The organism is Mesorhizobium sp. LCM 4576, from assembly GCF_001854815.1.
GTDB lineage: Bacteria > Pseudomonadota > Alphaproteobacteria > Rhizobiales > Rhizobiaceae > Mesorhizobium > Mesorhizobium plurifarium.
Genome location: NZ_MDDT01000024.1, coordinates 638,137 through 664,214 on the forward strand (window position 1 = coordinate 638,137; position 26,078 = coordinate 664,214).

The window sequence follows — 26,078 nt, forward strand, 5'->3', positions numbered from 1 at the left end:
CTCCTGCCTTACTTGCCGTAGCCGCGCCACGAGCGGCGCGGCGCGAAGCCCAGCGTTTCGCGGGCATGGCTGTTGTCGATGACCGTGGCGTGACCCTCGAGCGGCCGTCTTACCGGGACCGCAGGAAAAGCGGCCTTCAGCAGCTCGGCCGTCGGCGTCTCCGAATAGGTGTCGGCGGCGCTGATGAAGGTGCGCAGGTGTCCCTGTCCCTTCCAGGCCAGCGCGCGGAGGAAGGCGTCGGCGGCGTCCTGCGCGTCGAGATAGCCCCAGAGGTCCCACGCCGCGTCCGGCGTGCCGCGACGCGGCCCGACCGTCTCGAAGAAGCTTTCCGGCGTTTGTATCCAGGGCATGCGCAGGCTTACCGCCGAAAAGGCGCCGCGGCGCACAGCCGCCTCGACGATCTCCTCGCCAAGCCATTTCGACAGGCCATAGGCATCCTGCGCGCCCGTCGGATGATCCTGGTCGATGGGCAGGTAGGCGGGCGGCGCGAGCCTTTCGCCGAAGGGGTAGCCGAGGACCGAGAAGGAAGACGCGTAGATGAACCGCGAGGCTCCCGAAAGCGCTGCCGCTTCCACCACATTGTAGCTGGCCGCCATGTTGGTGCCGAACACCTCGGCGGCGGCCTTGCCGGTGGGACGCGGGATCGCCGCGACATGGATCACCGCGTCGGCGTCGCGGATCAGCTGCAGGGCAAGGCCGAGATCCGTCAGGTCCGCGCTCACATGTTTCCAGGCCCCACGCGCGGGCGGCGCCAGGTCGATGYCCAGAACCTCATGGCCGACGGCCAGGCAAGCCGCCGCCACATGACGGCCGAGCAGGYCGCTTGATCCCGTGACAATGATGTTCATGTCTCATCCCTCATGACCGGCCACGGTGCGCRCCAATATCATTGATGGTCAAACAATCGGACACTTGAAACACCATGCTTGTCAACGGCTTTTTCGTTGCCGGTGAAGCGGGATGGCCGGCAACATGCCTCCAAGGATTGACTTCGGGCCTTGTACGGTTTTGTATGACCACCAACAATCAATGGCTGCCGGGGAGATCTGCCATGTCCGTGGACACTTTCTCGTCGCATCGACAGGAAGCAGGCGTCAGCATCGACGTGAAGCGCGCTGCGGTCGTCGTGGTCGACATGCTCAACGATTTCTGCAAGCCGGGCGGCGCGATGGTGCTGCCGGGTTATGAGGTGCTGGTCGGACCGCAACTCGCCGTCATCGATGCCGCGCGTGCGTCGGGCGTCCCGGTGATCTGGGTGCATGACGTCCACCGCAAGAACGTGCGGCAGGACCGCGAATGGCTGAAGCGCACGCCGCACTGCGTCGAAGGCACGTGGGGTGTCGAGATCATCGACGACCTCGGCGCGCGCGCCGACGAAATCCATGTCATCAAGCGGCGCTACTCCGCGTTCTTCCAGACCGATCTCGACCTGACGCTCAAGGACCTGAAGGTCGACCAGATCATCGTCTTCGGCGTGGTCACCAACATCTGCGTGCGTTCGACCGTTCACGACGCCTTCTTCAACGGCTACGAGGTCGTGGTGCCGAGCGACTGCTGCGCCGCCACCGGCCCGCGCGAGCAGGAAAGCTCGCTTTACGACATCGCCACCCATTTCGGCGTGGTCAGCGACTCGGCCAGCGTGGTCAGGGCTTTGCGGGAAGGCGTCTTCGTGGAAAACGCCAGCGTCGCGGCATGATCGCTCCGGTGCCAGCGACAACAGGCCTGCCAGGAGTTCAAGCATCCCRATGACGGTGACCGAGCAAACGAAGCGAACCAAGCGCAAGGCTGCGCAGGACAAGCGGCTGAGCCGCGAGGAGGCGCTCGCCCGCTATGCCGCGACCGGATACGATCTCGATCTGCACCCGGCCCACATCGTGCGCCGCGCCCATCAGCGGGCGACGCTCTGCTTCCAGCAGGAGATGGCCGGCGAGGACCTGTCCCCGACCCAGTTCGCGGCGCTGGCGACGGTGCTGCGTCACGGCGAGGTGTCCCAGAACCATCTCGGGCGGCTGACGGCGATGGATCCGTCCACCATCAGCCTCGTGGTGCGCAAGCTTTTGAAGCAGGGGCTGGTCAAGCGCAACGCTTCCAAGACAGACCAGCGGCTGGCCATCATCACGCTGACGGACGACGGCGTGCGCTACACGCTTGATCGCCTGGACCGTAGCGTCGAAGTCGGCCGGCAGCTTCTTTCGCCGCTCTCCACGGCTGAGCAGGCCACGCTGTTGCAATTGCTCCAGCGCATCAGCCGTGACGACACAGGCGACACGGCCGTCAAATGACCTACTGATCCCCAACCCAGACGCAGCAAAACAGCGGGCGTCGCTGGATTTTTCGGCGGCGGGATGTCCTCCCCTTGTCCGCGCCGAACAGAAGGAACCAGTCCGAYGTCCTCCGACCCCCAAGCCAATCCTGCTGCCGGGAAGACCGTCATCCGCAATATCGGCCTGATGCTGAGCGGCGACATCGCCCGCCMGATCCTCGACGCCGACACCATTGTGGTCGTGGATGGCCGCATCGCTGCGGTCGGCAAGCAGGGCGGCGTCGAGACAAGTGGAGCTGCGAAGGTCATCGATGCGCAGGGTTGCGTCGTCGCCCCCGGCCTGATCGACAACCACGTCCATCCCACGGCCGGCGACTGGACCCCGCGCCAGAACCAGCTCGGCTGGATAGACTCGACGCTCCACGGCGGTGTCACCACCATCGTCTCGGCCGGCGAGGCGCACTATCCCGGCCGCCCTCGCGACATCGTCGGCGTCAAGGCACTCGGCATCGCCRCGCAGCGCAGCTTCTCGAATTTCCGCCCCGGCGGCATGAAGATCCTTGCCGGCGCTCCGGTGCTGGAGCCAGGCATGACCGAGAACGATTTCCGCGAACTCGCCGAAGCCGGCGTGACGCTGATCGGCGAGGTCGGCCTCGGCGGCGTCAAGGACGGTCCGACGGGCCGCCAGATGATCGCCTGGGCCCGCAAATACGGCATGACCTCCATGACCCATACCGGCGGGCCCTCGATCCCCGGTTCCGGCCGCATCGGGGCCGAAGTCGTGCTCGAGGTCGACGCCGACGTGGTGGCGCATATCAACGGTGGYCCCACGGCGCTGCCGGACGACGAGATCCRTCGTATCTGCGAGGAAGGCACCCGCGCCCTGGAGATCGTCCACAACGGCAACCTGCGCACCGGCCTGTTCGTGCTCGGCATCGCCAAGCAACGGAACGAGCTCGACCGGGTCATTCTCGGTACCGACGGCCCGGCCGGCTCGGGCGTGCAGCCGCTGGGCATCCTTCGCACCATTTGCCATTTGGCATCGCTGGGCGGCGTGCCCACGGAGGTGGTCTTCTGCTTTGCCACCGGCAACACGGCACGCGTGCGCAAGCTTGCCGATCGCGGCATCATCGAGGCAGGCCGCGCCGCCGACCTTGTCTTCATGGACCAGGCAGCCGGCGGCCTCGGCAAGGATTTCCTGGAAAGCCTGGCGCTCGGCAACCTGCCCGGCATCGGCATGATCATGATCGACGGGGAAGTGCGTACCGCGCGCAGCCGTAACACACCGCCGGCCATCCGCGTGCCCGAAGTCGTCGCGGCCTGATCTGAGGAAAGCCGAAAAAAAGCGGCTCACGGGCCGCTTTTTTCGCCGGCGGGACAGCCCGTGGCTTTGCGAAGGTATCGCCCGCTGCCGGGAGTTGGAGCGGTTCACCGTTTCACGGAAACGCCAAACCGCTCTATCTCTTTGTTTTAGCCGCATTTGTGCGACGCCAAGCGATTCCGCTTGGCTGCAAAATGCTCTAGATCAGCCCATCCTTGCCGACGACCTGTTCCTTGGTCAGCCCGCCGACGCGTGGGTGCGGCCTGCCCGAATCGGTGACCGCGATCGCCACCACGATCTCGTCGTCGCGCGGCGCGTCCGGAACGCGCACTTCCATGCCGTCGAAATGGCTGCGCACCTTGGCCGCATCCTTGTGGCCGAGCGGAACATCCAGCGGAACGCCGAGGCCGCCCCGCTTCTTCGAGGACGGAATGAGCGCGGCACCCGTGCCAAGCACGTCCCGGAACGGCGCGCCGAGCTTCGGATGGAGGATCGCGGCGGCATGTTCCAGCTCGCCATTGGCGCCAACGGCGGCCGCCTTGCCGAAGCTTTCGACCTGGTCGCCGGGAATGCCGAGCGCTGCGACCGCACGCTTTGGAAGGATCTCGCCAAGCTCGGCCCCGATGTCGCTCAGTGCGGACAGATCGTCCACGTAGCGGCCGGCGAACGGATTGCGAATGACCGCGACTGCAGCTGCGCGACGCGTCGGGGGATCGACCGGCCGGCCGCCTTCCTCGCGCGTTTCTTCCACGATGGTTATGATGCGGCGGATTTCAACGCTCATCTCAGCCCGTCCTCTCCCTTGATGTCCTTCGCCTCCAGCCCGCCGGCGCGGGCATGGACGCGGGCGCCMGTCGTCATGGCCAGCACCAGTACGATCTCGTTGGCGCKCGGCGCGTCGTTGATGCCCACTTCGATGGCGTCGAAGTGGCTGCGCACGTACGAAGCGTTGATGTGCGTGACCGGGATGTCGATGCGCGCGCCGGGCCCGCCGACCTTCTTGGTCGACGGCACGATCGCCTTGGCGCCGCCCAGCAKTTCGCGCATCGCATAACCGCCCGGATTGTGCCACAGCGCGCCGTGCTCCAGCTCGCCGCCGCCGCCGACGATCGCGCCCTTGCCGTAGCCCTCGACCTTCGAGGGATCGCCGCCAAGCGAATTCAGCAGGCGTTGCGCCATTTCGAGACCGAGCGGCTTGAGATCCTCCATGAACCCGGTGATCTCCTCCACATAGCGGCCAGCGAACGGATTCTCGATCACCGCCAGCACGGCGCCGCGCTTGACCGGCTCTGCCCGCACCGGCCCGCCTTCGTGAAAAATCTCCTCGACCTGTACGACAAACTTCCTGACCGCTGGCTTCGGCATCGGCTGCTCCAATTGCCCTATGAAATTGTTTGAGTATCAACAATTATCGATCCGGCGGCTTTGTCAAGCCAATTGCGCGTCGTTCGGGAACGAAGGCATGGAACGTCGCGTGGCGCCAGATTGACAGGTCATTGGAGCACCCATAAGGTCATATGATCACCAACAAGTTTTCCGGCGCCCCTTGCGGAGCCGGCACTTGGGGCGACCTTCAAACAGGGGAGAAACATGAAAAAAATCATTTCGAAGTGCATCTTTGCCGGCRCCGCGCTTGTTGCTTCGGTCAGCCTTGCCTGCGCGCAGGGCAAGGTATCCGTGGCCGCCATCTCGGGCTATTTCGCGCAGGGCTTCGGCGTCTCGATCGTCAACGGCCTCAACAAGGCGAAGACGGATTTCGGCATCGACCTCAAGCTGGTCGATACCGGCAATCGCGCGCTCGACTATGAGGAGCAGTTCGCCAACCTGGCGAAGGACGGCAAGTACGACCTGATCTTCGTCATGGGCTGGGAGCTCGTCGACGCGCTGCAGAAGGCGAGCGCGGCCTATCCGAACCAGCGCTTCGTCTTCATCGACGGCGTCCTCGACAGCGACAAGATGATCTATGCCAACTTTGCCGAGGAACAGGGCTCCTTCATCGCCGGCGCGCTCGCCGGCATGATCGAAAACAAGGGCAGCGCCTTCGACAAGATCGGCGACGGCAAGGCCATCGGCTTCGTCGGCGGCCGCGACATCCCGGTTATCCGCAACTTCCTCGGCGGCTATGAGCAGGGCTCGAAATATGCCGCCCCCGACGTCACCGTGAAACCTGTCTTCGCCGGCACTTTCGACGACCCGGCCAAGGGCAGCGAGCTGACCCAGGCGCTCTACAATGAAGGCGCCGACATCGTTTACAACGTCGCCGGCCCGACGGGAGAGGGCGTCATGCAGGCCAGCGCCGCTGCCGACAAGTATTCGATCGGCGTCGATATCGACATGTGCTCCACGGCGCCCGGCAATGTGCTCGGCTCGATGCTCAAGCGCGGCGACATCGCGGTCTACAGCCTGATCAAGGACGAGGTCGAAGGCCACAAGGTCATGCCAGGCACCCGCACCTTCGATCTCGCCTCGGGCGGTGTCGAGCTGAAGGTCTGCGACGACATCGCGCCGAAGATCCCCGAAGAGGTCAAGGCCAAGCTCGACGAGATCAAGAAGGGCATCGTCGACGGCTCCATCAAGGTCGCCAAGGCAAAGTAGGCTTCGCGCCGTCCCGGAGTCCTCCGGGACTTTCATCCAGCCTCGTGCGGGTCGGTGGCCCGCACGCTCAACCTTGGAGCCGTGAAGCTACCGTGTCCGACGCRTCGCCATCTCCGGCACCTGTCAAGCCCGCCGCCGCYGAGATGGCCGTCGAGCTGATCGGCGTTACGAAGCGCTTCGGTGCTTTCGCCGCCAACGACGACGTTTCCATCGCCGTGCGTCGTGGCGAGATACACGCCATCATCGGGGAGAACGGCGCCGGCAAGACAACCTTGATGAATGTCCTGTTCGGTCTGCTGCAACCCGATCAGGGCGCGATCCGCATCGAGGGAAAGGATATGATAATGGCCGATCCGGCCGCGGCCATCGCGGCGGGCCTCGGCATGGTGCATCAGCATTTCAAGCTGGTGCCCTCGCTTTCCGTGGCCGAGAACGTGTTCCTCGGCATGGAGATCCGTCGCAACGGGCTGATCGACCACGCCGCGCAGATCGAAAAGACGCGCGAGCTTTCCGAACGGTTCGGACTGAGGGTCGAACCGACCGAGCGCGTCTCGCTGCTGTCGGTGGGCATCGAGCAGCGCATCGAGATCCTCAAGGTCMTGGCGCGCGGTGCGCGCATCATCATCCTGGACGAGCCGACGGCTGTGCTGACCCCGCAAGAGAGCCGTGAGCTGTTCCAGACCCTGCGCGRCTTCGTTGCCGGCGGCATGACGGTCATCTTCATTTCCCACCACCTCGAGGAGGTGATGGAGGTTTCCGACACCGTCACGGTGCTGCGCAACGGCAAGCATGTGGCGACGCGACCGACGGCCGAGCTGACCAAGGCCGATCTCGTTCGCATGATGGTCGGACGCGACGTCAGCTTCGCGCGYCGCCGCCGCGAACGGACAGCGGGCAGCGTCGTGCTCGAGGTGAAGAACCTGTGGGCCCGCGACGACCGTCGCCTGCCGGCGCTGCGCGACGCCAGCTTCACCGTGCGCGCCGGCGAGATCGTCGGTATCGCCGGTGTGGCCGGCAACGGCCAGACCGAGCTCGCCGAGGTGCTCACCGGCCTGCGTCCCGCCAGCCACGGCACAGCCGTTCTCAAGGGCCGCGACCTGACCACGCAGTCGCCGGCGCAGATCCGTGAGGCCGGACTGGCCCATGTTCCGGGCGACCGCATGGTGCGCGGCGTCGATGGCGGCGCCTCGATCTCGGCGAACCTCCTGATGGGGCGCCAGACGAGGGCRCCGTGGTCGCGCAACGGCATTCTCGACTGGCAGGCGGCCGCCAGCCAGGCCGCGGACATGATCAAGCGCTTCGATATCCGCGCGCGCGGCCCCCAGGATACCGTCAAGCGGTTGTCGGGCGGCAACATCCAGAAGGTCGTCCTGGCGCGGGAATTCACGAACGACGCGGACTTCCTGCTCATCGACCAGCCGACGCGAGGCGTCGACATCGGCGCCCAGGAATCCATCCACGACGAGATCATGCGCCAGCGTGCGGCCGGCCGCGCCGTGCTCGTCATATCGGTACAGCTCGATGAGCTTCTCACGCTCGCCGACCGCATCCTGGTCATGTTCAACGGCCGGATCATGGGCGAGGTCGACGGCGACGGAGCCGACAGCGAAAGGATCGGCATGATGATGGCAGGTGTCGAGGCCGGCGCAGCGACGGGCGGCGCGGCCCGATGAGCGACAGGTTGCGTGCCGTTTACGGGCAGCTGCTTGCTGTCCTCTTTGCCCTCGCCATCGGCGCCATCATCATCTTGATGGTCGACGAGAGCCCGGTAAAGGTCTTCATGACGCTGCTGCGGGGCGCTTTCGGCGACCAGGCCAAGATCGCCGGCACTCTGCTGCAGACCACGCCCATCCTGATCTGCGGCGTTGCCGCCTGCATCGGCCTGCGCGGCGGCATGTTCAATGTCGGCATCGAGGGCCAGCTGTTCCTCGGCGGTTTCGCAGCGGCATGGGTCGGCTTCGCCCTGCCGCTGCCGGCCGGCATTCACATGCTGGTCGGGCTGGCCGTGGCGACGCTCGCCGGCGCCGCCTGGGTAGCCATTCCGGCGTTCTTCCGTGCGCGCTACAACACCAACGAGGTGGTCTCCACCATCCTGTCGAACTACGTCGCGGTGCTGCTGACGTCCTATTTCACCATCTTCCTGTTCAAGAGGCCGGGCGGCTGGTCGGAGACGCCGCCTGTTCTGCCGACGGCCTATCTGCCCGAGCTCTTTTCCTTTTCGCGCCTCAACTGGGGCCTTGTCATCGGACTGGTGCTGGCGCTCTCCGTCGCGTGGTTCTTCCGTTATACGAGCAAGGGCTATTCGATCTCGATGGTCGGCTCGGCGCCGAAATTCGCCGAATATGGCGGTGTCAACGTCAAACGGCAGGGCTTCCTGGTCCTGCTGGTCTCCGGCGCGGTCGGCGGGCTGGCAGGCGGCGTCGAGACGCTGGGCGTGCATCACCGCTTCATGGAAGGCTTCGCGCCCGGCTTCGGCTTCGACGGCCTCATCGCCGCGCTGCTCGCCAACGGCTCACCGATCGGCACGATCGTCACCGCGCTGTTCTTCGGCGCGCTGCGCAGCGGCTCGCTGCTGCTGGAGGTCGAGACCACGGCCTCGCGCGAGATCATCACGGTCATCCAGGCCCTCATCATCCTCAGCGTTTCCGCGCAGGTGCTGATGAAGCGCCGCGGCGACAGCACGGCGGGAGAGCGTCGATGGAAGTTCTAGACAAACTCCTCAACGTCGCGCTCCTGGTCGCGACGCTCAGGACCACCGCGCCGATCCTGCTGGTCGGCCTCGGCGGCTCGTTCACCACCAAGGCAGGCATCTTCAACATCGGCCTCGAAGGCCAGATGCTCGTAGGCGCCTTCTTCGCCGTGCTTGGCTCCATCTGGTCCGGCTCGGCCTTTGTCGGCGTGCTGTGCGGCGTTGCCGCCGCGCTTGTCTTCGCGCTCGTCTTCGCGCTCCTTGTCGTGACTTTCCGCGCCAATGAGGTGGTGGTCGGCCTGGCGCTCAACATCCTCGCGGGCGGCATGACCATATCGTTGATGAAGGCGGTTTTCGGCACGCGCGGATCCATCGTCGGCCATGGCATCGTCGGCCTGCCGAAGGTTCAAATCCCATGGGCTCGTGAATTGCTTGGGTCCTGGGCGCCGCTGGTCTCGGGTTACACGCCGCTGGTCTATGTGGCCTTTTTCGCCGTGCCGCTGCTCGTGCTGTTCTACAGGCGCACCAGGCTCGGCCTCTACATCCGCGTCGTCGGCGAAAAACCCGAGGCAGCCGAGGCGCTCGGTATCTCCATCGCCCGGATCYGTTATGTCGCCTCGCTGCTGTGCGGTCTTCTCGCCGGGCTCGCCGGGGCGCATCTGTCGCTCGGCTACATCACCATGTTCACCGAGAACATGTCGTCGGGGCGCGGCTTCATGGCCGTCGCAATCCTGATCTTCTCCAACGGCGATCCGCTCAGGGTGCTGGGCGGCTGCCTGCTGTTCGGCTTCGCCGACGCCTTCTCGCTCAGGCTGCAGACCTTCGGTTTCCCGTCGTATCTGATCCTGGCGGTACCCTACGCGGTGGCGCTGGTGGCGCTGTTCGCGCTCTCCTACCGCAGCAGGCCCCGCATCATCCGCGAGACGCTCGAGAGYATGCGCAAGCTGCTTTCCGTCGAACCCGGTCGGGCCGACGCCGACAACACTCCCTCAACGTAAGGACCCCATACGCATATGGAACGCATAATCCTCGACGTGGATTCAGCGGGCGACGACATCCTCGCCGTGCTGTTTGCCGCAGCCAGTCCATACGTGAAGCTGGAAGCGGTCACGACCGTCACCGGCGCGGCCGGGCCCATCGAGCAGGTGACCAATGTCGTGCTCAACACGCTTTCGCTGGCCGGGCGCGACGACATCCCCGTCCATGCCGGCGCCTGGCGGCCGATCGTCGGYCACGCCAAGGCCGACATGGAAGCTCCGGTGCATTTCGAGAAGCGGCTGACCGCGCGCTTCGGCGACCGACTGAAGAAGTTCAATCCGCCGGCGCCCGCTCCGACACGCAAGGCGACGCCGGGCCACGCGGTCGATTTCATCATCGACACGGTGATGTCCAATCCCGGCGAGATCACGCTGGTCACCACAGGGCCGCTCACCAACGCCGCCATGGYCTTGCTGCAGGAGCCGCGCCTTGCGGACGCGCTCAAGCGCCTGCTGGTGCTGGGCGGCACCTTCCAGACTCCCGGCAACATGACGCCGGTCACCGAATACAACATCTGGGCCGATCCCGAAGCCTCGCGCATCGTGCTGAACGCCGAGGTCGACAAGATCCTCGTGCCGCTCGACATCTGCGAGGACAATCGCGTCGCAACCTCCATGCTGACGCGCGACGACATCGCCGACATGCAGGCGGTGGCGAAGGACAATCCGGTGGTCGACATGATCGCCGACGTGTTCCCCATCTATGTGGACATCTGGCGCGAATTCTTCGGGCTCGTCGGCTTCCCGCTGGATGACGTGATCACCGTGGCGCTGGCTTTCGATCCCAGCCTCGCCACGCTCACCGAACCGCTGTTCGTCGATGTGCTGACCGACGGCCATGTGGCTCGCGGCCAGACGGTTGCCTATCGCGGTTTCCAGATCCTGCCGGGCGGCGGACCGAAGACCACCCGCATTGGCACCGACCTCGACGGCCGCCGCTTCCTCAAGATCTTCAAAGACACCCTTGCCCGCTACGAGCGGACCGCATGACGAGCCCGACCATGACCCCTACGCCCATCCTCTTCGATTGCGATCCCGGCCATGACGATGCCATCGCGCTTGTCATGGCGCATCGCTCGCCGGCCGTCGAATTGCTCGGCGTCACCACCACCTGTGGCAACGCCGAGATCGAAAAGACCACCGCCAATGCGCTGCGAATCCTCGAATATATCGGCGCCGGCGCTGTTCCGGTGGCCGCCGGCTGCCACCGGCCGTTGGCGCGCCCGCTGGTGCTGGGCACCGCCGACGGCCCAAGCGGCCTGGAGGGCTCGCCCTACCTGCCACAGGCGACCATCAGGCCGGTGAAGCAGCATGCCGTGGACTTCTTGGCCGAGAAGCTRCTGTCGCGCGCCGAGCCGACCGTGGTCGTGGCCACAGGGCCGCTTTGCAACATCGGCCTGCTGCTGCTGAAACATCCGCATGTCCTGCCCAAGATCAAGCAGCTGATCTGGATGGGTGGCGTGTTCTATCGTAAGAGCGAGATCATCACGCCGACCGAGTTCAACGCCTTCTGCGATCCGGAGGCGCTGCGGATCGTGCTCGATTCCGGCGTGCCGATCACCATGGTCGGCCTCGACGTCACCATGCAGGTGCTGGTCGAGAAACCGCAATATGCCGAGCTCGCCAAGATCGATACACCGCTGGGCAAGCTGGTGAACGATTGGCTGCTGTTTTACGAGAAGCTCCACCGCAATTCGATGGGCGTGGGCGGCGCCATGCATGATCCGCTGGCGCTGGCGCTGGTGATCGACCCCACGCTCGTCAGGACGCGGCCGGCGCATATCGGCGTCGATCTCGGCGGCAGCTACACTTTCGGCGCCACCGTCGCCGACTTCTGGAGCGAGCGCGGCCTCAAGGACAACGCCATGATCGCCAACGAGGTGGATGCGGATCGCTTCTTCGAGCTGATGTTCGACCTGCTGAGGGGTTGAATTCGGCCGTATCAGAGCAATTCCGGGAGAAGCGCTTTTCGCCCGGAATGGCTCCAACTAGCGGATAGAGCGGCTCTGGAGATTCCGGAGCCAAGGCGGCCATGCGAGGCTTGACCGCCACCGTTACCGTTTTCGAGATACGTCGAGGCTCGGCGGAACAGAAGCCGAAATCGCCGGGCGTCTCACCGGGATCCTCGGTAAGGGCGCTTTCCCAACGGTGCCAAAGGAGTGTGGGGAAAGATGGTAGCGGGAGAGGGACTTGAACCCCCGACCCCAGGATTATGATTCCCGTGCTCTAACCAACTGAGCTACCCCGCCAGGGTGGCAAATGGCCCGGAAAACCGTCCTGAATGGACGGGCGTCGCGAGGCGTTCGCCAAGGTCGCGCGGATATAAGGTTGCGAGGGTGAGCCTGTCAAGCTTGTATAAGGCCGACATGCCGGCATAATCCGGCCGRCATAATCTCATCCCAGAAAAGCTTTGCCGGACAGACACTCAGCTGATCTCCCGGGGTTGAGTTCGGCGGGGCACGTCGCTATGTCTCGGCCATGAAATTCTAGAGTTTGAACGAATGAAGCCGCGCATCGCCGTCCTCGGTTGCGGATACTGGGGCAGCAACCATATCCGCACCCTCAAGGCGCTTGGCGCGCTCTATGCCGTTTCCGACGTCAACCGCGCCCGCGCCGAAGGTTTCGCCAGCGAGCAGGATTGCCTGGYGATCGAGCCGGACAGGCTGTTCGAGCGCAACGACATCGACGCCATCGTCATGGCGCTGCCGCCGCAATTCCATGCCGACACCGCGGTGCGCGCGGTCGAAAGCGGCAAGGACGTGCTGGTGGAAAAGCCGATCGCGCTGACCGTCGCCGATGCCGAGCGCGCGGTGAAGGCGGCAAAGGATAATGGCCGCATCTTCATGGTCGGCCATGTGCTGCGCTTCCATCCCGCTTTCGAGACGCTGAAGGCGCTGATCGACAATGGCGAGCTCGGCGAGGTGCGCTACATCCATTCGCACCGGCTCGGCCTTGGCAAGTTCCATACCGAAAACGATGCGCTCTGGGACCTGGCGCCGCACGATTTGTCGATGATCCTCGCCATCACCGGCACCGAGCCGATCGAGGTGAGGGGCGAGGGGGCGGCGCTCCTCGACAATCTCAGCGACTTCGCGCATCTGCACATGCGTTTCCCGAACGGCCTGCGCAGCCATCTCTTCGCCTCGCGCCTCAATCCCTATCGCGAGCGGCGCCTGACGGTGGTCGGCACCAAGGCGATGGCGGTGTTCGACGATGTCGAGCCCTGGGAGCGCAAGCTTGCCGTCTACCGCCACGCGGTGTGGCAGGACAGCGGCCAGTGGGCCTTCACCGCCAACGAGCCTTCCTATGTGGCCGTCGGCGAGGGCATGCCGCTGACGCGCGAGCTTGCCCATTTCATGCAATGCATCGAGACGCGCGCCGAGCCCCGCACCGACGGTGAGGAAGCGATCAGGGTGCTGCGCATCCTGACCGCCGGCACGGTGATCCACACCGGTTCGTGAACCTGCCCGAACCCGCGGCGATGAGCTCGAAAAGCCGGGCCTACGGACATTAATTTTACTCGGCGGGAATCTGCGCTGGACTGGCCGCGAGCCTGGACAGCATCGCCTCGGCCTCGGCTCCACGCTCGGAGCGCTCGATGAAGCCGCCGCCGAAGACACGCGCCTCGTTGCCGTCGTCGGAATAGAGCACGCAGGCCTGTCCTGGCGCGATGCCTGACTCGCCGTCGGCCAACTCGACGGACGTCACGCCGTCGCGGTGATGCAGCACGGCCGGACGCGGCGGCCTGGTCGAGCGGACTTTTGCGAAGAGCTCGATACCGCCGGCCGGAACATCCGACAGCGGCCCGTCGCCCAGCCAGTTCATGTTGCGCAGATAGATCTTGTGCGTCTCCAGCGCCTCGCGCGGGCCGACGATGACGCGCGCGCGGTCGGCGTCGAGATGAACGACATAGAGYGGCTCGCCGGAGGCGATGCCGATGCCGCGGCGCTGGCCGATCGTGTAGCGCAGGATGCCTTCGTGGCGGCCGAGCACGCGGCCGTCGATATGGACGATGTCGCCCGGATTGGCCGCGGCCGGCTTCAGCTTGGCGATGATGTCGGAATATTTGCCCTGCGGCACGAAGCAGATGTCCTGGCTGTCCTGCTTGGCGGCGACGGTGAGTCCCATCTCCTCGGCAATGGCGCGGACCTGCGGCTTCGACAGGCCGCCGAGGGGAAATCGCAGATAGTCGATCTGCGCCTGCGTGGTGGCGAACAGGAAATAGCTCTGGTCGCGGTCGGCGTCGACCGGCCGGTAGAGCGCGCGATGGGCGCCATTGGCGCGCGAGCGGATGTAATGGCCGGTGGCCAGCGCGTCGGCGCCGAGATCCTGCGCGGTCGCCAGAAGATCGGCGAACTTCACCGTCTGGTTGCAGGAAACGCAGGGGATCGGTGTCTCGCCGGCGACATAGCTCTCGGCAAAGGGATCGATGACCGCCTTGCGGAAGCGCTCCTCATAATCGAGCACGTAATGCGGGATGCCGAGCGTCTCGGAGACGCGGCGGGCATCGTCGATGTCCTGGCCAGCGCAGCATGAACCGGCGCGATGAGTGGCCGCGCCGTGATCATAAAGCTGCAGCGTCACGCCGACCACGTCATAGCCTTCGCGCTTCAGGATGCCGGCGACCACAGACGAATCGACACCGCCCGACATCGCGACGACGACGCGGGTTTCTTCGGGGCGGCGGGGAAGATCGAGGCTGTTCATGGTGCTTTCACTGTGCGGCGCTCAATGCCAATGGCCGGAATATAGGTCAAGCGCCACGTCTGCGCCAGCTTACGCCTCAGGACGAGATTACCGGCAATTTCAAGGCCTGGAGGCCGGTGTTTCAAATTCTAAACGAAATCCTAACCGGGCGTTCACGATCCTTACCTAGTGATTAGGGTTCGCTTAGGCAATTTTTAAAGCTGTGGCGGTACTGTGGCGGGGATTGGGTCTTTGAGTTTTTAGTAGAGAGTACGATGACCGATCTGGTTAGACCTAGAGTCAAGTATGTTATTGGGCCCGACGGCAGCCCTCTTACGATCGCCGATCTGCCGCCAACGAACACGCGGCGCTGGGTTATCCGGCGCAAGGCAGAAGTGGTCGCGGCGGTGCGCGGCGGCCTGCTCAGCCTTGAAGAAGCCTGCCAGYGCTACAAGCTCACCACCGAAGAATTTCTCTCCTGGCAGGCATCGATCGACGAATACGGCCTTGCCGGTCTCCGCACCACGCGGATCCAGCAATACCGGCACTAGCCAGGATAGCCGTAAATCGAAAGGGCGCGGAACACCGCGCCCTTTCGTTTTGGAAGGTATCAGACCGTCAGCACAACCTTGCCGATCGGCCGCGTGGCGAGGAAAGTGTGGGCGGCCCCCGCCTGGTCGAGCGGAAAAGCCTTCGCCACATGGGGCGCGAGCTTTCCGGCATCGACGAGCCTGGCGAGCTCGACAAGGCCTTCCCGGTCGGGCGTGACCGACATCCGCTCGACGCGGATGTTCCGTTCCTTGGCCTTTGCCTTTACCGCGTCGGGGACAGCGAGCAGCGACACCAGCACGCCGCCATCGCGCAACACCTTGAGCGAATCCGCGGCATGGTCGCCGCCGACCGTCTCCAGCACCAGATCGAGATCGCCGGCCTTTCCGGCGAATTCGCCCTTCGTATAATCGATGACCTCGTCTGCGCCGATCGAGCGAACATAGTCCGTTTTGTCCGGGCTGGCGGTCGAGRCCACCCAGGCGCCGCGCGCCTTGGCGATCTGCACCGCCAGATGGCCGACGCCGCCTGCTCCGGCATGGACCAGCACGCGTTGCCCCGCCTGCAGGCCGCCATGGCGGACAAGGCCCTGCCAGGCCGTCAGGCCGGCCAGCGGCAAGGYAGCCGCATGAACATGGTCAATGGCGGCTGGTTTCGCGGCGATCTCGCCCGCCGGCGCCGCGGCAAGCTCGGCATAGGCGCCGGCCTGCTTGGGGAAGCGCGGCATGCCGAACACCTCGTCGCCGACCTTGAAGGCGGTCACGCCGGAACCGAGCGCCGCGACAGTCCCCGAAATATCCCAGCCAAGGATGAAAGGCGGCTCGCCGAGCAGCGGGTAGAAGCCGCCGCGCACGGCGCCGTCGACCGGGTTGATGCCCGCCGCCTTGACGCGGACGAGCACTTCACCGGGGCCGGGCGAGGGGTCGGGCTGCTCGGCTACGAAAAGGACCTCGGGTCCGCCGACGGAATTCTGGATAACGGCACGCATGAACGCCTCCTGTTCGAGTGGATATGCCGCTATCATTTGGATAGTAATATTCGATTGTCGAGTATGTACCTTTTCTATATATAGACACCTTATGGATAGTGACGATAGATCCCCATTCGGCTACGACGCGTTCCGGCGCACCTGCCCGTCGCATACCGTGCTCGAGATGCTGGCCAGCAAATGGGTCTATCTCACCGTCTGCGCGCTGCGGCGCGGCCGGCTGCGCAATGGCGAGCTGGCGCGCAAGCTGGAGGGCATCACGCCCAAAATGCTGACCCAGACGCTGCGTGTTCTGGAGCGCGACGGTCTTGTGCGACGCGAGGTGTTTGCGGTCATTCCGCCGCGCGTGGAGTACGAACTGACGGAGCTTGGYCAGAACCTTGCTGGCCTGCTCAGCCAGATACGCTCCTGGGCGGAAGAGCATGCGCCCGAAATCAAGGATGCCCGGGCCCGGGCATTGGCAGATCACGGCGAGATGGGCGCTGTGCCCTGAAGACAGCGAGGCCGATTGCTGCCGATCGCCGGTTCTGAAGATGCCGGCAGGCCTCCGGCATGACTGCGAATATACCCGGCGATCAGCCGATCATGGCGCTGCGGCCGCCTGTTTCGGCCTCGCGAATCTTGGTGTCGCGCGATTCCAGCATCTCCGCCTTGGACAGCTCCGCTTCAGCTTCGCCGAGTAATGATTCGGCGGTGCTTCGCTGCTGGGCGAGGTCGCTTTGTGAGTTCCTGAGGTTGTCGCGGCRCAGGCGCGCCGCCTTGGCGAAGGTCGGATAGGCGAAATGGTTGATGTCRGTGATGCCGGCTTTTTTCTCTTCGGCGATGATCTGCGCTTCCAGCTCCACGGCCATGCGCTCGAACTCGGCGATCATCATGTCCAGCTGCAAGAGCTGCCGCCGTTTCTCATTCACCTGAAATTGCTTCAGTCGAACGAGGTTTTCACGTGACTTCATGACTCGATACTCCGCAACCGCACACTTGCAATACCRCCCAGTCCGCCCGGAACGATCCRAGCGCCGCCCGTTTCCCCCGGCTTTCCCTGGGCTATGGGAAACAAAGCCCTAAAGATTTTTGCCGGCGGTAACCATTCGTTTACGGGCATTGTTAATCATACGGGCGAGGACTTAAGGCCGGGTAAAAATTCCGGCTCTCGGCGGAAGCCCGGGCCTGCGAGTCTCTGGAGTCACTTAGGCTGGCTTATTAATGTGGTGCATTAGCGATTTTGGTCTGTGATTCGTTATTAGATTCAAGTGGGTGTAGAAAGGGGTTAAAAAATCTGGTATCGTGGATGACACGAAATTAGGATTTGTTAACCAGTCGGTGGCACCTTCTGTTCAGGCAATCACTGCTCCGGGTCCCGGACGGGTCGTGAGATGGCCCGGCAGCAGAAAAGGGGAATGAAATGCGTGTTCTGCTGATTGAAGATGACAGTGCAACCGCACAGAGCATCGAACTGATGCTGAAATCGGAGAGCTTCAACGTCTATACGACCGATCTCGGCGAAGAAGGTGTCGATCTAGGCAAGCTCTACGATTACGACATCATCCTGCTGGACCTCAATCTCCCCGACATGTCGGGCTATGAAGTCCTGCGCACGCTGCGCCTCTCCAAGGTCAAGACGCCGATCCTGATCCTCTCCGGCATGGCCGGCATCGAGGACAAGGTGCGCGGCCTCGGTTTCGGCGCCGACGACTATATGACCAAGCCCTTCCACAAGGACGAGCTGGTGGCGCGCATCCACGCCATCGTGCGCCGTTCCAAGGGCCATGCCCAGTCGGTCATCACCACCGGCGACCTGGTGGTCAATCTCGACGCCAAGACGGTCGAGGTCGGTGGCCAGCGCGTGCACCTGACCGGCAAGGAATATCAGATGCTGGAGCTGCTCTCGCTGCGCAAGGGCACCACGCTCACCAAGGAAATGTTCCTCAATCATCTCTATGGCGGCATGGACGAGCCGGAGCTGAAGATCATCGACGTCTTCATCTGCAAGCTGCGCAAGAAGCTCGACGCGGCGTCCGGTGGCCAGAACTATATCGAGACGGTGTGGGGTCGCGGCTATGTGCTGCGCGAGCCGGAAGATATCCGCGTCAGCGCCTAAAGCGCGTCGCGACCTTTCAGATTCGCTCCCTACGCTTTAGGCTTTGATTTTACGCATGTCTTTGTCCCGAAACCGGTTCCCACTTTCGGGAGACATGCTTTAGGCGATCCAACGATTCCAACGAAAACCCGGCTCCGGCCGGGTTTTTTTTGTTGGATCGGTGCCGCGAATCAGGCGGCGATCTTGAGGAAACGGAAGCTTTCGAGCAGTTGCGCGCGGTTGAAGGGCTTCAGCAGATAGCCTTGGGCGCCGGCGCGCTTGGCGCGCATGATCGCAGCCACATCGACCTCGACCAGCGAGACCAGGATCTGCGGCTTGACGGGAGCTTCGATGGCGCGGATGCGGCGAATGAGGTCGACCGCCTGGATGTCGGTCAGCCCGCCGTCGATGACGATGACATCGGGCATGTTGTCGGCGCAGATCTCGGCGGCTTCGACCCCGGTCGACGCCTCGACGACGATCATGTCCGAGCCAAGAATGCGTTTTGCAACCTTCCTGATGACGCTCGAATCATCGACGAACAGGCAACGCTTCATGTCCGGGTCCTCTTTGCCATCTGCCGAACCGGCAACCTCCGGTAACCGGAAAGCACCATAGGTCAATCTGGTAAAGAAGCCGAAAAGCCGTTAGGTAAAGTTTTTCCAAACAGGCGTATCGCGCGGTTTTACCTCCGCGGCGACGTTACATGAATTGCGGCTGGTACTACTCTACCTGCACTGCTGGAGCAAATATTAGCGATAAAAGATGCTTCGGCTCTTCTTATGCAGCCGTCAGCACGATCTCGTCGGCGGTCGCATGGATCGAGATCGTCATATTGGCCTCACGCGCCAGAAGCAGCGTGTAGTAAGGCTGGACCGAATGAGCGTCGATCGGCTCTTCCGGCTTGTGGCCRGAATGCAGCTCGAGGAATTTCGGYGGCACGCGCAGCATCGGGCCRCTGGCCGACAGCGAAAAACGCGGCTCGGTCTCAAGGTTCTCCAGCGTGACCACCAGCTTGCCACCGCGCGGTATGGCCGCGTTGGCGACGAGAATGAGGTTGAGCAGCAGCTTGACCTTGTTCTTGGGCAGGAGCGCCCGGGAGCCGTTCCAAACCAGTTCCGGCTTTTCGTTCTTCAAGAAGGCGRTGGCCACGGCCTCGGCATCGCCGGTGTCTATCATCATACCGGCGGAACCCGCGGCGCCAAAGGCAATGCGGGCAAACTGCAGTCGCGCCGAGGCGTTCCTGGCGCTCTGGCGAATGAGCTTCATGGCGTCTTCGTCGGCGCCGCCCTCGTCGAGCAGCTCGAGGCCGTTGTTGATTGCGCCCACCGGCGAAATGATGTCGTGGCAGACGCGACTGCAAAGCAGTGCCGCGAGATCAGGCGCGGAAAGGGTGAAAAGCTCGGCCATCGGCGAAATCCCTGCTTAAGTCACTTGTTCATGGCCGAGCGACAGTTTTTCGCGCCTGCCCACACGAATCACGCTCTTTTCCAAGGCTTTCTGAATACACAGGGCCCGGGCGCGCATCAACAAATCCAAAATTATCGGCGGCGAAARTGGTGTGTTCGCGGGGGAAACCCGCCGTGGAGGCGCAAGCGCGGCCTTCTAACCGCCATCTTCGTGTGGGAGCTTAATGGTTGAAAAAGGATTACGGCATAGTTTGCCAGTGATAGCCACCCTGAACGGCCGGCAAGAGCCGCAGGGGTGCGAGGCGTCGGCGAAAGTGCTCCCTGACGGAGATTTGGAAGCATGTTTTCCCGATACTACGACCGGACGTTCGTCCGAGTCCTCACCATGACCATCACACTCCTGGCGGCCCTGGTCCTTTCGACCTCGGCATCGCGGGCTCAACAGTACACCGCTCAGGAAATCGTCGATTCCGGTCATAAATTCTTCGGCGAGACGTCCGGCGGCCTGGCCACCGTCGTCGAGAAGATATTTGCCTCCTACGGCCTGCCCAACGGCTACCTGCTGGGCGAGGAAGGGTCCGGCGCGTTGATCGGCGGCCTGACCTATGGTGAGGGGACGCTCTACACCAAGAACGCCGGCGACCATAAGGTGTTCTGGCAAGGTCCGTCGCTCGGCTGGGATTTCGGCGGCGAGGGATCGCKGGTGATGATGCTGGTCTATAACCTCGACGACATCAGCAGCCTTTATAACCGCTTCGGCGGCGTCGCCGGCTCCGCCTATGTCATTGCGGGCGTCGGCTTCAACGTATTGCAGAGCAACCGGGTGCTGCTCGTGCCGATCCGCACCGGCGTCGGTGCCCGCCTCGGGGTCAATCTCGGCTATCTGAAGCTCACCGAAAGGCCGACCTGGAACCCGTTCTGATCGGATTGCGCTCGCTACAATCGCTCGGACTGTGCTGATCGCGCCGCGGCAAGCTCTTGCCGCGGCGTTGAATTTCCGCCATGCCAAGATGGTACAATCCCGCGATTGCCGCCCCGTAAAGTGGATAGCACGCCTTGGTCCAGTCGGTTCTGTTCTTCGTACTTGGTTTCCTTTGCGCCGTTTTTCTGGTGTCGCTGATCGCGCCGGCGGTCTGGCGGCGGGCCGTTGTCCTGACGCGCAGGCGCCTCGAGGCTTCGTTGCCGCTGACGCCCGCCGAGATCCAGGCGGACAAGGACCGGGTCCGTGCGGAATACGCCATGACGACGCGCCGGCTGGAGATAACCGTCAAGAATCTGCAGGAGAAGGTGGCCGAACAGCTGGTCGAGATCGGTCGCGGGCGCGAGGCCTTGAAGGGGCTCGCGGTCGAAACGAAGGACAAGAACCAGGCGCTTTCCGATCTGCAGGCCAAGAATGCGGAGCTCAGGCAGCGCGAGGAGGATCTGCACCGCCTGTCGGAAAAGCATGCACAGACGGAGCGGGCTTTGGAGAAGCGCGCGCTGGAGCTGCAAAAGCTCGAGCAGATGTATGATGACGCCAGCTTTTCGTCCTCGAATCGCCAGATCGAGCTGGTCGCGCGAGAATCGGAGCTGGAAAAGCTCGCCAGCGATATCGCGTTGCTCAAAGCCCAGCGCAAGGAGGCGGACCGGCGCAACCAGGAGGTCGCTTCCGAAAGCAAGGCCGCTCGCGAAGCGTTGAAGGTTGAGAAGAAGAAAACGGCCGAGCTCGAGAAGAAGGTGGAACGGCTGCTCGCCACGCTTGCCGATCGCGAGGAAAAGCTCGACCGGCATGAGAAGGACCTTGCTCGAATGCGCGAACGTTCGAAGGAGACCGCTGCGGCGAACGGCGTCGCGCGGCTGGCTGCCGGCTCGGCCGCGAAAAGTGACGATGTCGATAAGGCAATCGCCAGGCTCGAGGGCGACCGGGAACGGCTGGAGGCAAGGCTGACGGCGCTGGCGCGCGAGAACAAGCGGCTGAAAACCGATCTTGCCGCCGCGGGGACGCCGTTGCCGGAATCGGCGGGCGACGCACGCTCCGGCGCCGGCCTTCGCGAACAAATGAACGAACTGGCGGCCGAGGTCGTCAATCWGACGATGAAGCTCGACGGGCCGGATTCGCCTATCGCCAAGGCGCTGGCAGGCGAGGGGCAGCAGAATGGGCGCGGCGTCAGCCTTGCCGACCGCGTGAGGGCTTTGCAGAAGGCCGGCTCCTAACTGAGAAAGACGACCGCGAGGTGCCCCGGGTCGTTCCGTGGCTACCGGTCGGAAAAGTGATGCAGCGCTATTGCGGACGCCGCGGCGACGTTCAGGCTGTCAAAACCTTCCGCCATGCCGATCCTCACAGTGCGCAGCCGGGTAAGCAGGTCCCGCGGCAGGCCTTCGCCTTCGGTGCCGAGATAGAGCGCCAGCCTCGCTGGCCGCTCCGCGGCGCGGATGTCGGTTGCTCCGCCCGGCGACAGAGCGAACTGGCTGAAGCCAAGCCGATCGAGCGTCGCGGTGAAGGCTCCGRTATCGCCGAACGACGCGAAGGGAACCTTCAGCGCCGCGCCCACCGAAACACGGATTGCCTTGCGGTAGAGCGGATCGCAGCAGGTCCGGTCGAGCAGTACCGCGCCCGCGCCGAAGGCCGCCGCGTTGCGGAAGATCGCTCCCATATTGTCGTGATTGGATATGCCGACCAGGACGACGGCCAATGCGCGCGGGGGCAAGGTCTCCACCAGAATCTCGGCGGGCACCGGGTCGCTACGCATGCCGATCGCCAGGATGCCGCGATGCATGTGGAAGCCGGCGATCCGGTCCATGACCTCACCGGCGGCAACATAGACGGGGAAATCCGGCAGCGCCTTGTCCAGGATCTCGCGCACGCCAGCCAGCCTGTTTTCGAGGATGAGGGCAGACTCGGCGGCGAAGCGCCCGGCCGACAACAGGAGGTCAAGCACCACCTTGCCTTCGGCGACGAAGCGRCCTTGCCGGCCGATGAGATCGCGCTCGCGGATGTCGAGATAGGCGGCGACGCGCGGGTCCCGGGGGTCGTCGATGGGGATGAGGTTCATGCGTGGCTCGCCGAAGACCAATGCATGTCGCCCAGAAGTGTGCAGCGATTCTGGGACGACGACATGCATCAAAACAAAGACTTAAAGCGCGTTGACTGAATCCGGTTCAGCGCGACGCGCTTTAGTCGGCGAGGTATGAGCGACTGGAACCGCGGGTCAAGCCCCGGCGCGGCGCAACCGGTAGGCCATCTGGGAAAGATCGCCTTCGCCGAAAATGCCTTCCAGCATGCRCAGCAATTCGCGTACCGCTTCGGATTTGCAGGAATAATAGATCATCTGGCGGTCGCGCCGGGTCTCGACGAGATCGAGCGCCCTCAGCTTGGCGAGATGCTGCGACAGCGCGGACTGGCTGAGCTGCACCTTCTCGGCGATGGCGCCGACCGACATTTCGCCATCCATCAGATAGGCCACGATCAGCAATCGCTTTTCGTTGCCCATGAGAGTGAGAAAGGCGGCCGCCGATTCCGCGTTGGCGATTAGCTTATTTGAGATCATAGATCCCCCAAGGGTCCTGGCTCATCCTGGCGCCAGGGGRCAATGGCGCCTGATTCCACAATGTTCAGATGTCGATGGGCGCTGCTGAATCAGCGTCACAACGAAGGTAGATCATTTTGTTTAAATCTCAAGCGTTGCTTTCGCCGGCTCGCGATCAACTATCGGTCTTGCTCTGCCGCGCGCCCCGCCTTTGCCATCTCGACAAGCGTCGGACGCAATTCGCGCGCACTTTGCAGAGGCTTAGGGAAGAAAATCCTGCAGGTCGCGTCCRGGGCGGCGAGATCCATGCCATCGGGATCGAAGCCGGTGGCGATCCAGTCGCCGCCCTCGGCACGGCCGAAATGGCGGGCATAAAGGGCAAGCGCGTCGCGATGATCGGCATTCATATGATCGAGCGCCGCCTGCTCGCCGCCGGCGAACTCCTCGACAAGGGCGGCGCTGGTGATGAAATCGTCGCGGTCGAGAAGAAAGGCCTTGCCGAAGCCGCCATTCAGGCTGGCGCGTTCGGGCTCGAGCCGGAAGAACGAGAAGTCGCCGAGGCCGGCATAAAGCTTCGCCTTCGGATTGCGGTTGAGGTAGCGCCGTTCGGCGCGGATCTGATCGGCCGTTCCCCGCTCCAGCCGTAGGGCGCGGCACGCCAGGCTGATGCGCGGATGCGCCAGCGGATCACCTTTGCCTGGCTCGCCAAGCAGCAGCGAACAGCGCGGATCCGCGAGCAACGCACCGGTGTGCGCGGACAGCATCGAGATCAGGATCAGCGGTGCGCCGTCGATGTCGGTGGCGACGCCAACCCGGCTTGCCAGCGGCGCGCCGGTGCCAGGCTCGATCGCCGCGAGCGCGCCGAAACGCGCCGATCGGATTAGGGTTTTCGCCAGCCTGACCGCTTCGGCGTCGGTTTCGCGGATGACATCTTTTTTCGGTTCGGTCACAAGCTCACCCGAGATAAGTTGATTTTTATTCTCCGATTATCGGCCGACTACACCCGCCTTTGCAAGGCTCCGATTTCCTCCTCGCTCAAACCGAAACGGGTCAATATGACCACGGGCTGGCGATCGCCGGCGGCCGGCGCCGCGGCAAGCGTCTGCGGATTTTGCGAGAAACGCGGCGCCGGCGCCGGGCGATCGAGCCCGCCGGATTTCACGAAGCTCTGCCTGGCGCGATTGTGCGGGTGATCCCTGGCTTCGACCAGGGACAGCACGGGCGCGACGCACGCGTCGGTCGCGGCGAACAGCGCGGCCCATTCGTCGCGTGTTCTTTCCCTGACACGACCGGCAATGGCGGCTCGCATCGCGGGCCATGACGACTTGTCGTACTGGCTGCCGACAAAACGACTGTCGAGCGGCAGCAGCCTGGCGAATTCGGCGAAGAAGCGCGGTTCGAGGCAGCCGACGGCAATATGCCTTGCGTCGGCGGTCTCATAGGTATCGTAGAACGGCGCACCGGAATCGAGCAGGTTCTCGCCGCGCCTGTCGCTCCAGAGGCCCGCGGCCATATAGGCGTGGATGGGTGCTGCGAGCATCGAGGCTCCCTCGATCATCGAGGCATCGATCACCTGGCCCTTGCCGGTCAGGGAACGCTGGAAAAGAGCGGCGAGCACGCCTGCGATCAGCATCATGGCGCCGCCGCCTTGATCGGCGACGAGGTTGAGCGGCGGCACCGGCGGCGCGTCCTGCCTGCCGAGAGCATGCAAGAGGCCCGCATAGGCGAGATAGGTGATGTCGTGCCCGGCTCGCGCGGACAGCGGTCCGTCCTGGCCGAAACCGGTCAGGCGACCATAGATCAGCGCCGGATTGCGCTGGAGAACGACATCGGGACCGAGGCCGAGCCGTTCCATGACGCCGGGGCGGAAACCTTCGACGAGGATGTCGGCCTTTGCCGCAAGGCGCAGCAGCAGTTCCGCGCCCGGCGGGTCCTYCAGGTCGAGCTTGAGGATGGAACGGCCGTGGCGGTCGAGATCGTATTCTTCCGGCAGGCTCAGCAGCGGCTGGCCAGAGTCGGCGCGTTCGATGCGCAGGACCCCGGCGCCCATCTCGGACAGCATCAGCGCGGCAAGCGGCACCGGGCCCAGCCCGGCCATCTCGATCACTTTCAGGCCGGCGAGCGGGCCGGTCTTTTCGGTAGAGGCACCGGCGCCTGTCGGCGAGCCAGTCATCCCGTTTATTTCGGCGCCATGCGGATGGCGCCGTCGAGGCGGATGGTCTCGCCGTTCAGCATCTGGTTCTCGACGATGTGGAGAGCAAGTGCGGCATATTCCGACGGCTCGCCGAGCCGGGGCGGGAAGGGGACGGAGGCGCCGAGCGAATCCTGCACCTCCTGCGGCATGCCGGCCATCATCGGCGTCTTGAAGATGCCGGGCGCGATGGTGCAGACGCGGATGCCGGAGCGCGCCAGGTCGCGCGCCACAGGCAGCGTCATGCCGACGACGCCGCCCTTGGAGGCCGCGTAGGCGGCCTGGCCGATCTGGCCATCATAGGCGGCGACGGAGGCGGTGTTGACGATGACGCCGCGCTCGCCGCCGGCGAGCGGATCGAGTTTCGCCGCCCGGTCGGCGACGAGGCGGATCATGTTGAAGGTGCCGATCAGGTTGATCTCGATCACCTTGCGGTACTGGTCGAGCGGATGCGGTCCGTCCTTGCCGATCGTCTTCACGCCGATGGCGATGCCGGCGCAATTGATCAGGATGCGCGGCGGCCCAAGCCTTTCGGCCGCTTCAGCGATTGCGGCCGTCGCGCTGTCGCCGCTAGAGACATCGCATTGGACGGCAACGCCGCCGATGTCGGCCGCGACCTTCGCGGCGCGCTCGATGCCGACATCGAGGATGGCGACGCGGGCGCCCTTGGCGGCAAGCGCGCGCGCCGTCGCCTCGCCAAGGCCGGATCCCCCGCCGGTGACGATCGCGATCTGGCCGTTCGGGTTCATGCAAGCCTCCCAGGATTC

Annotated in this window: 28 protein-coding genes and 1 tRNA gene; 15 read left to right on the top strand and 14 right to left on the bottom strand. The window is 64.1% G+C overall.

Annotated features, from left to right (window positions below; all coding sequences use genetic code 11):
* Positions 1–8 precede the first annotated feature (8 nt).
* A complete protein-coding gene (locus LCM4576_RS16035; protein ID WP_071033052.1) occupies positions 9–848 on the bottom strand; it encodes an NAD(P)-dependent oxidoreductase in 840 nt (279 codons plus the stop codon).
* 203 nt (positions 849–1,051) lie between these two features.
* Here LCM4576_RS16035 and LCM4576_RS16040 point away from each other — a divergent pair, with 203 nt between their 5' ends.
* The 3 genes from LCM4576_RS16040 (at position 1,052) to LCM4576_RS16050 (ending at position 3,587) form a co-directional block, all read left to right on the top strand.
* Positions 1,052–1,696: a cysteine hydrolase family protein gene (locus tag LCM4576_RS16040; protein WP_040989865.1), complete on the top strand. Its 645-nt coding sequence runs from the start codon at positions 1,052–1,054 to the stop codon at positions 1,694–1,696.
* A 49-nt stretch (positions 1,697–1,745) separates the two neighbouring features.
* Positions 1,746–2,282, top strand: coding sequence for a MarR family winged helix-turn-helix transcriptional regulator (locus LCM4576_RS16045; RefSeq protein WP_040989864.1), 537 nt, complete (start codon positions 1,746–1,748; stop codon positions 2,280–2,282).
* 63 nt (positions 2,283–2,345) lie between these two features.
* Entirely contained in the window at positions 2,346–3,587 is a 1,242-nt protein-coding gene (locus LCM4576_RS16050) for an amidohydrolase family protein (protein ID WP_083361409.1), read from the top strand.
* Between the two features lie 196 nt (positions 3,588–3,783).
* Here LCM4576_RS16050 and LCM4576_RS16055 read toward each other — a convergent pair whose 3' ends face one another.
* The gene (locus LCM4576_RS16055; RefSeq protein ID WP_040989862.1) at positions 3,784–4,368 is read right to left on the bottom strand and encodes an amino acid synthesis family protein; all 585 of its coding nucleotides are present in this window, start codon (positions 4,366–4,368) and stop codon (positions 3,784–3,786) included.
* A complete protein-coding gene (locus LCM4576_RS16060) occupies positions 4,365–4,949 on the bottom strand; it encodes an amino acid synthesis family protein (RefSeq protein ID WP_071033172.1) in 585 nt (194 codons plus the stop codon). The genes LCM4576_RS16055 and LCM4576_RS16060 overlap by 4 nt, the downstream gene beginning before the upstream one ends.
* A 225-nt stretch (positions 4,950–5,174) precedes the next feature.
* On the opposite strand from LCM4576_RS16060, the gene LCM4576_RS16065 reads away from it, so the two are divergent.
* From LCM4576_RS16065 to LCM4576_RS16090, 6 genes are all read left to right on the top strand, one after another.
* Entirely contained in the window at positions 5,175–6,179 is a 1,005-nt protein-coding gene (locus tag LCM4576_RS16065; protein ID WP_071033053.1) for a BMP family protein, read from the top strand.
* Positions 6,180–6,322: 143 nt separating this feature from the next.
* Positions 6,323–7,852, top strand: coding sequence for an ABC transporter ATP-binding protein (locus tag LCM4576_RS16070; protein ID WP_071033054.1), 1,530 nt, complete (start codon positions 6,323–6,325; stop codon positions 7,850–7,852).
* Entirely contained in the window at positions 7,849–8,889 is a 1,041-nt protein-coding gene (locus LCM4576_RS16075) for an ABC transporter permease (RefSeq protein ID WP_071033055.1), read from the top strand. Before LCM4576_RS16070 ends, LCM4576_RS16075 begins: the two co-directional genes overlap by 4 nt.
* Positions 8,877–9,866, top strand: coding sequence for an ABC transporter permease (locus LCM4576_RS16080; RefSeq protein WP_071033056.1), 990 nt, complete (start codon positions 8,877–8,879; stop codon positions 9,864–9,866). The genes LCM4576_RS16075 and LCM4576_RS16080 overlap by 13 nt, the downstream gene beginning before the upstream one ends.
* 15 nt (positions 9,867–9,881) lie before the next feature.
* The gene (locus tag LCM4576_RS16085) at positions 9,882–10,895 is read left to right on the top strand and encodes a nucleoside hydrolase (RefSeq protein ID WP_071033057.1); all 1,014 of its coding nucleotides are present in this window, start codon (positions 9,882–9,884) and stop codon (positions 10,893–10,895) included.
* A complete protein-coding gene (locus tag LCM4576_RS16090; RefSeq protein ID WP_071033058.1) occupies positions 10,892–11,836 on the top strand; it encodes a nucleoside hydrolase in 945 nt (314 codons plus the stop codon). Before LCM4576_RS16085 ends, LCM4576_RS16090 begins: the two co-directional genes overlap by 4 nt.
* A gap of 241 nt (positions 11,837–12,077) precedes the next feature.
* Here the strand turns inward: LCM4576_RS16090 and LCM4576_RS16095 are convergent.
* A tRNA-Met gene (locus tag LCM4576_RS16095) sits at positions 12,078–12,154 on the bottom strand.
* A 252-nt stretch (positions 12,155–12,406) separates the two neighbouring features.
* Here LCM4576_RS16095 and LCM4576_RS16100 point away from each other — a divergent pair.
* The gene (locus LCM4576_RS16100) at positions 12,407–13,366 is read left to right on the top strand and encodes a Gfo/Idh/MocA family protein (RefSeq protein WP_071033059.1); all 960 of its coding nucleotides are present in this window, start codon (positions 12,407–12,409) and stop codon (positions 13,364–13,366) included.
* A gap of 55 nt (positions 13,367–13,421) precedes the next feature.
* Here the strand turns inward: LCM4576_RS16100 and mnmA are convergent, their stop codons facing one another.
* Complete coding sequence (mnmA, locus tag LCM4576_RS16105) at positions 13,422–14,612, bottom strand: tRNA 2-thiouridine(34) synthase MnmA (RefSeq protein ID WP_071033060.1); 1,191 nt, start codon at positions 14,610–14,612, stop codon at positions 13,422–13,424.
* 254 nt (positions 14,613–14,866) lie between these two features.
* On the opposite strand from mnmA, the gene LCM4576_RS16110 reads away from it, so the two are divergent.
* Positions 14,867–15,142: a DUF1153 domain-containing protein gene (locus tag LCM4576_RS16110; protein WP_071033061.1), complete on the top strand. Its 276-nt coding sequence runs from the start codon at positions 14,867–14,869 to the stop codon at positions 15,140–15,142.
* 59 nt (positions 15,143–15,201) lie between these two features.
* Here LCM4576_RS16110 and LCM4576_RS16115 read toward each other — a convergent pair whose 3' ends face one another.
* Positions 15,202–16,128, bottom strand: coding sequence for an NADP-dependent oxidoreductase (locus tag LCM4576_RS16115; protein ID WP_071033173.1), 927 nt, complete (start codon positions 16,126–16,128; stop codon positions 15,202–15,204).
* A gap of 91 nt (positions 16,129–16,219) precedes the next feature.
* On the opposite strand from LCM4576_RS16115, the gene LCM4576_RS16120 reads away from it, so the two are divergent.
* The gene (locus LCM4576_RS16120) at positions 16,220–16,621 is read left to right on the top strand and encodes a helix-turn-helix domain-containing protein (RefSeq protein WP_041004590.1); all 402 of its coding nucleotides are present in this window, start codon (positions 16,220–16,222) and stop codon (positions 16,619–16,621) included.
* 82 nt (positions 16,622–16,703) lie between these two features.
* On the opposite strand, the gene LCM4576_RS16125 is transcribed toward LCM4576_RS16120, so the two are convergent.
* Complete coding sequence (locus tag LCM4576_RS16125) at positions 16,704–17,081, bottom strand: flagellar export protein FliJ (RefSeq protein WP_071033062.1); 378 nt, start codon at positions 17,079–17,081, stop codon at positions 16,704–16,706.
* 449 nt (positions 17,082–17,530) lie between these two features.
* Between LCM4576_RS16125 and ctrA the strand changes: the two genes are divergently transcribed.
* Entirely contained in the window at positions 17,531–18,226 is a 696-nt protein-coding gene (ctrA, locus tag LCM4576_RS16130) for a response regulator transcription factor CtrA (RefSeq protein ID WP_006203583.1), read from the top strand.
* 170 nt (positions 18,227–18,396) lie between these two features.
* Here the strand turns inward: ctrA and LCM4576_RS16135 are convergent, their stop codons facing one another.
* Together LCM4576_RS16135 and chpT are read right to left on the bottom strand one after the other, a co-directional pair.
* The gene (locus LCM4576_RS16135) at positions 18,397–18,762 is read right to left on the bottom strand and encodes a PleD family two-component system response regulator (RefSeq protein WP_041004962.1); all 366 of its coding nucleotides are present in this window, start codon (positions 18,760–18,762) and stop codon (positions 18,397–18,399) included.
* 223 nt (positions 18,763–18,985) lie between these two features.
* Positions 18,986–19,615, bottom strand: coding sequence for a histidine phosphotransferase ChpT (chpT, locus tag LCM4576_RS16140; RefSeq protein ID WP_071033063.1), 630 nt, complete (start codon positions 19,613–19,615; stop codon positions 18,986–18,988).
* Between the two features lie 384 nt (positions 19,616–19,999).
* Here chpT and LCM4576_RS16145 point away from each other — a divergent pair, with 384 nt between their 5' ends.
* Both LCM4576_RS16145 and LCM4576_RS16150 read left to right on the top strand, forming a co-directional pair.
* Positions 20,000–20,536: a DUF1134 domain-containing protein gene (locus LCM4576_RS16145; protein ID WP_244510814.1), complete on the top strand. Its 537-nt coding sequence runs from the start codon at positions 20,000–20,002 to the stop codon at positions 20,534–20,536.
* A gap of 134 nt (positions 20,537–20,670) precedes the next feature.
* Positions 20,671–21,807 carry a hypothetical protein gene (locus tag LCM4576_RS16150; protein ID WP_071033065.1) on the top strand — a complete coding sequence of 379 codons (1,137 nt, stop codon included), beginning with the start codon at positions 20,671–20,673 and terminating at the stop codon, positions 21,805–21,807.
* 41 nt (positions 21,808–21,848) lie between these two features.
* Here LCM4576_RS16150 and LCM4576_RS16155 read toward each other — a convergent pair whose 3' ends face one another.
* The 5 genes from LCM4576_RS16155 to LCM4576_RS16175 all read right to left on the bottom strand — a co-directional run bounded on the left by LCM4576_RS16155 (position 21,849) and on the right by LCM4576_RS16175 (position 26,060).
* Entirely contained in the window at positions 21,849–22,646 is a 798-nt protein-coding gene (locus LCM4576_RS16155) for an RNA methyltransferase (RefSeq protein ID WP_071033174.1), read from the bottom strand.
* Between the two features lie 156 nt (positions 22,647–22,802).
* On the bottom strand, positions 22,803–23,141 hold the full coding sequence (locus LCM4576_RS16160; protein ID WP_071033066.1) for a helix-turn-helix transcriptional regulator: 339 nt from the start codon (positions 23,139–23,141) through the stop codon (positions 22,803–22,805).
* A gap of 158 nt (positions 23,142–23,299) precedes the next feature.
* Complete coding sequence (locus LCM4576_RS16165; protein WP_071033067.1) at positions 23,300–24,070, bottom strand: HugZ family protein; 771 nt, start codon at positions 24,068–24,070, stop codon at positions 23,300–23,302.
* 47 nt (positions 24,071–24,117) lie between these two features.
* Entirely contained in the window at positions 24,118–25,293 is a 1,176-nt protein-coding gene (locus LCM4576_RS16170; protein ID WP_071033068.1) for a CaiB/BaiF CoA-transferase family protein, read from the bottom strand.
* Between the two features lie 5 nt (positions 25,294–25,298).
* Positions 25,299–26,060 (bottom strand): 3-hydroxyacyl-CoA dehydrogenase, encoded by a 762-nt coding sequence (locus tag LCM4576_RS16175; RefSeq protein ID WP_071033069.1) that lies wholly within the window; start codon positions 26,058–26,060, stop codon positions 25,299–25,301.
* Positions 26,061–26,078: the final 18 nt, after the last annotated feature.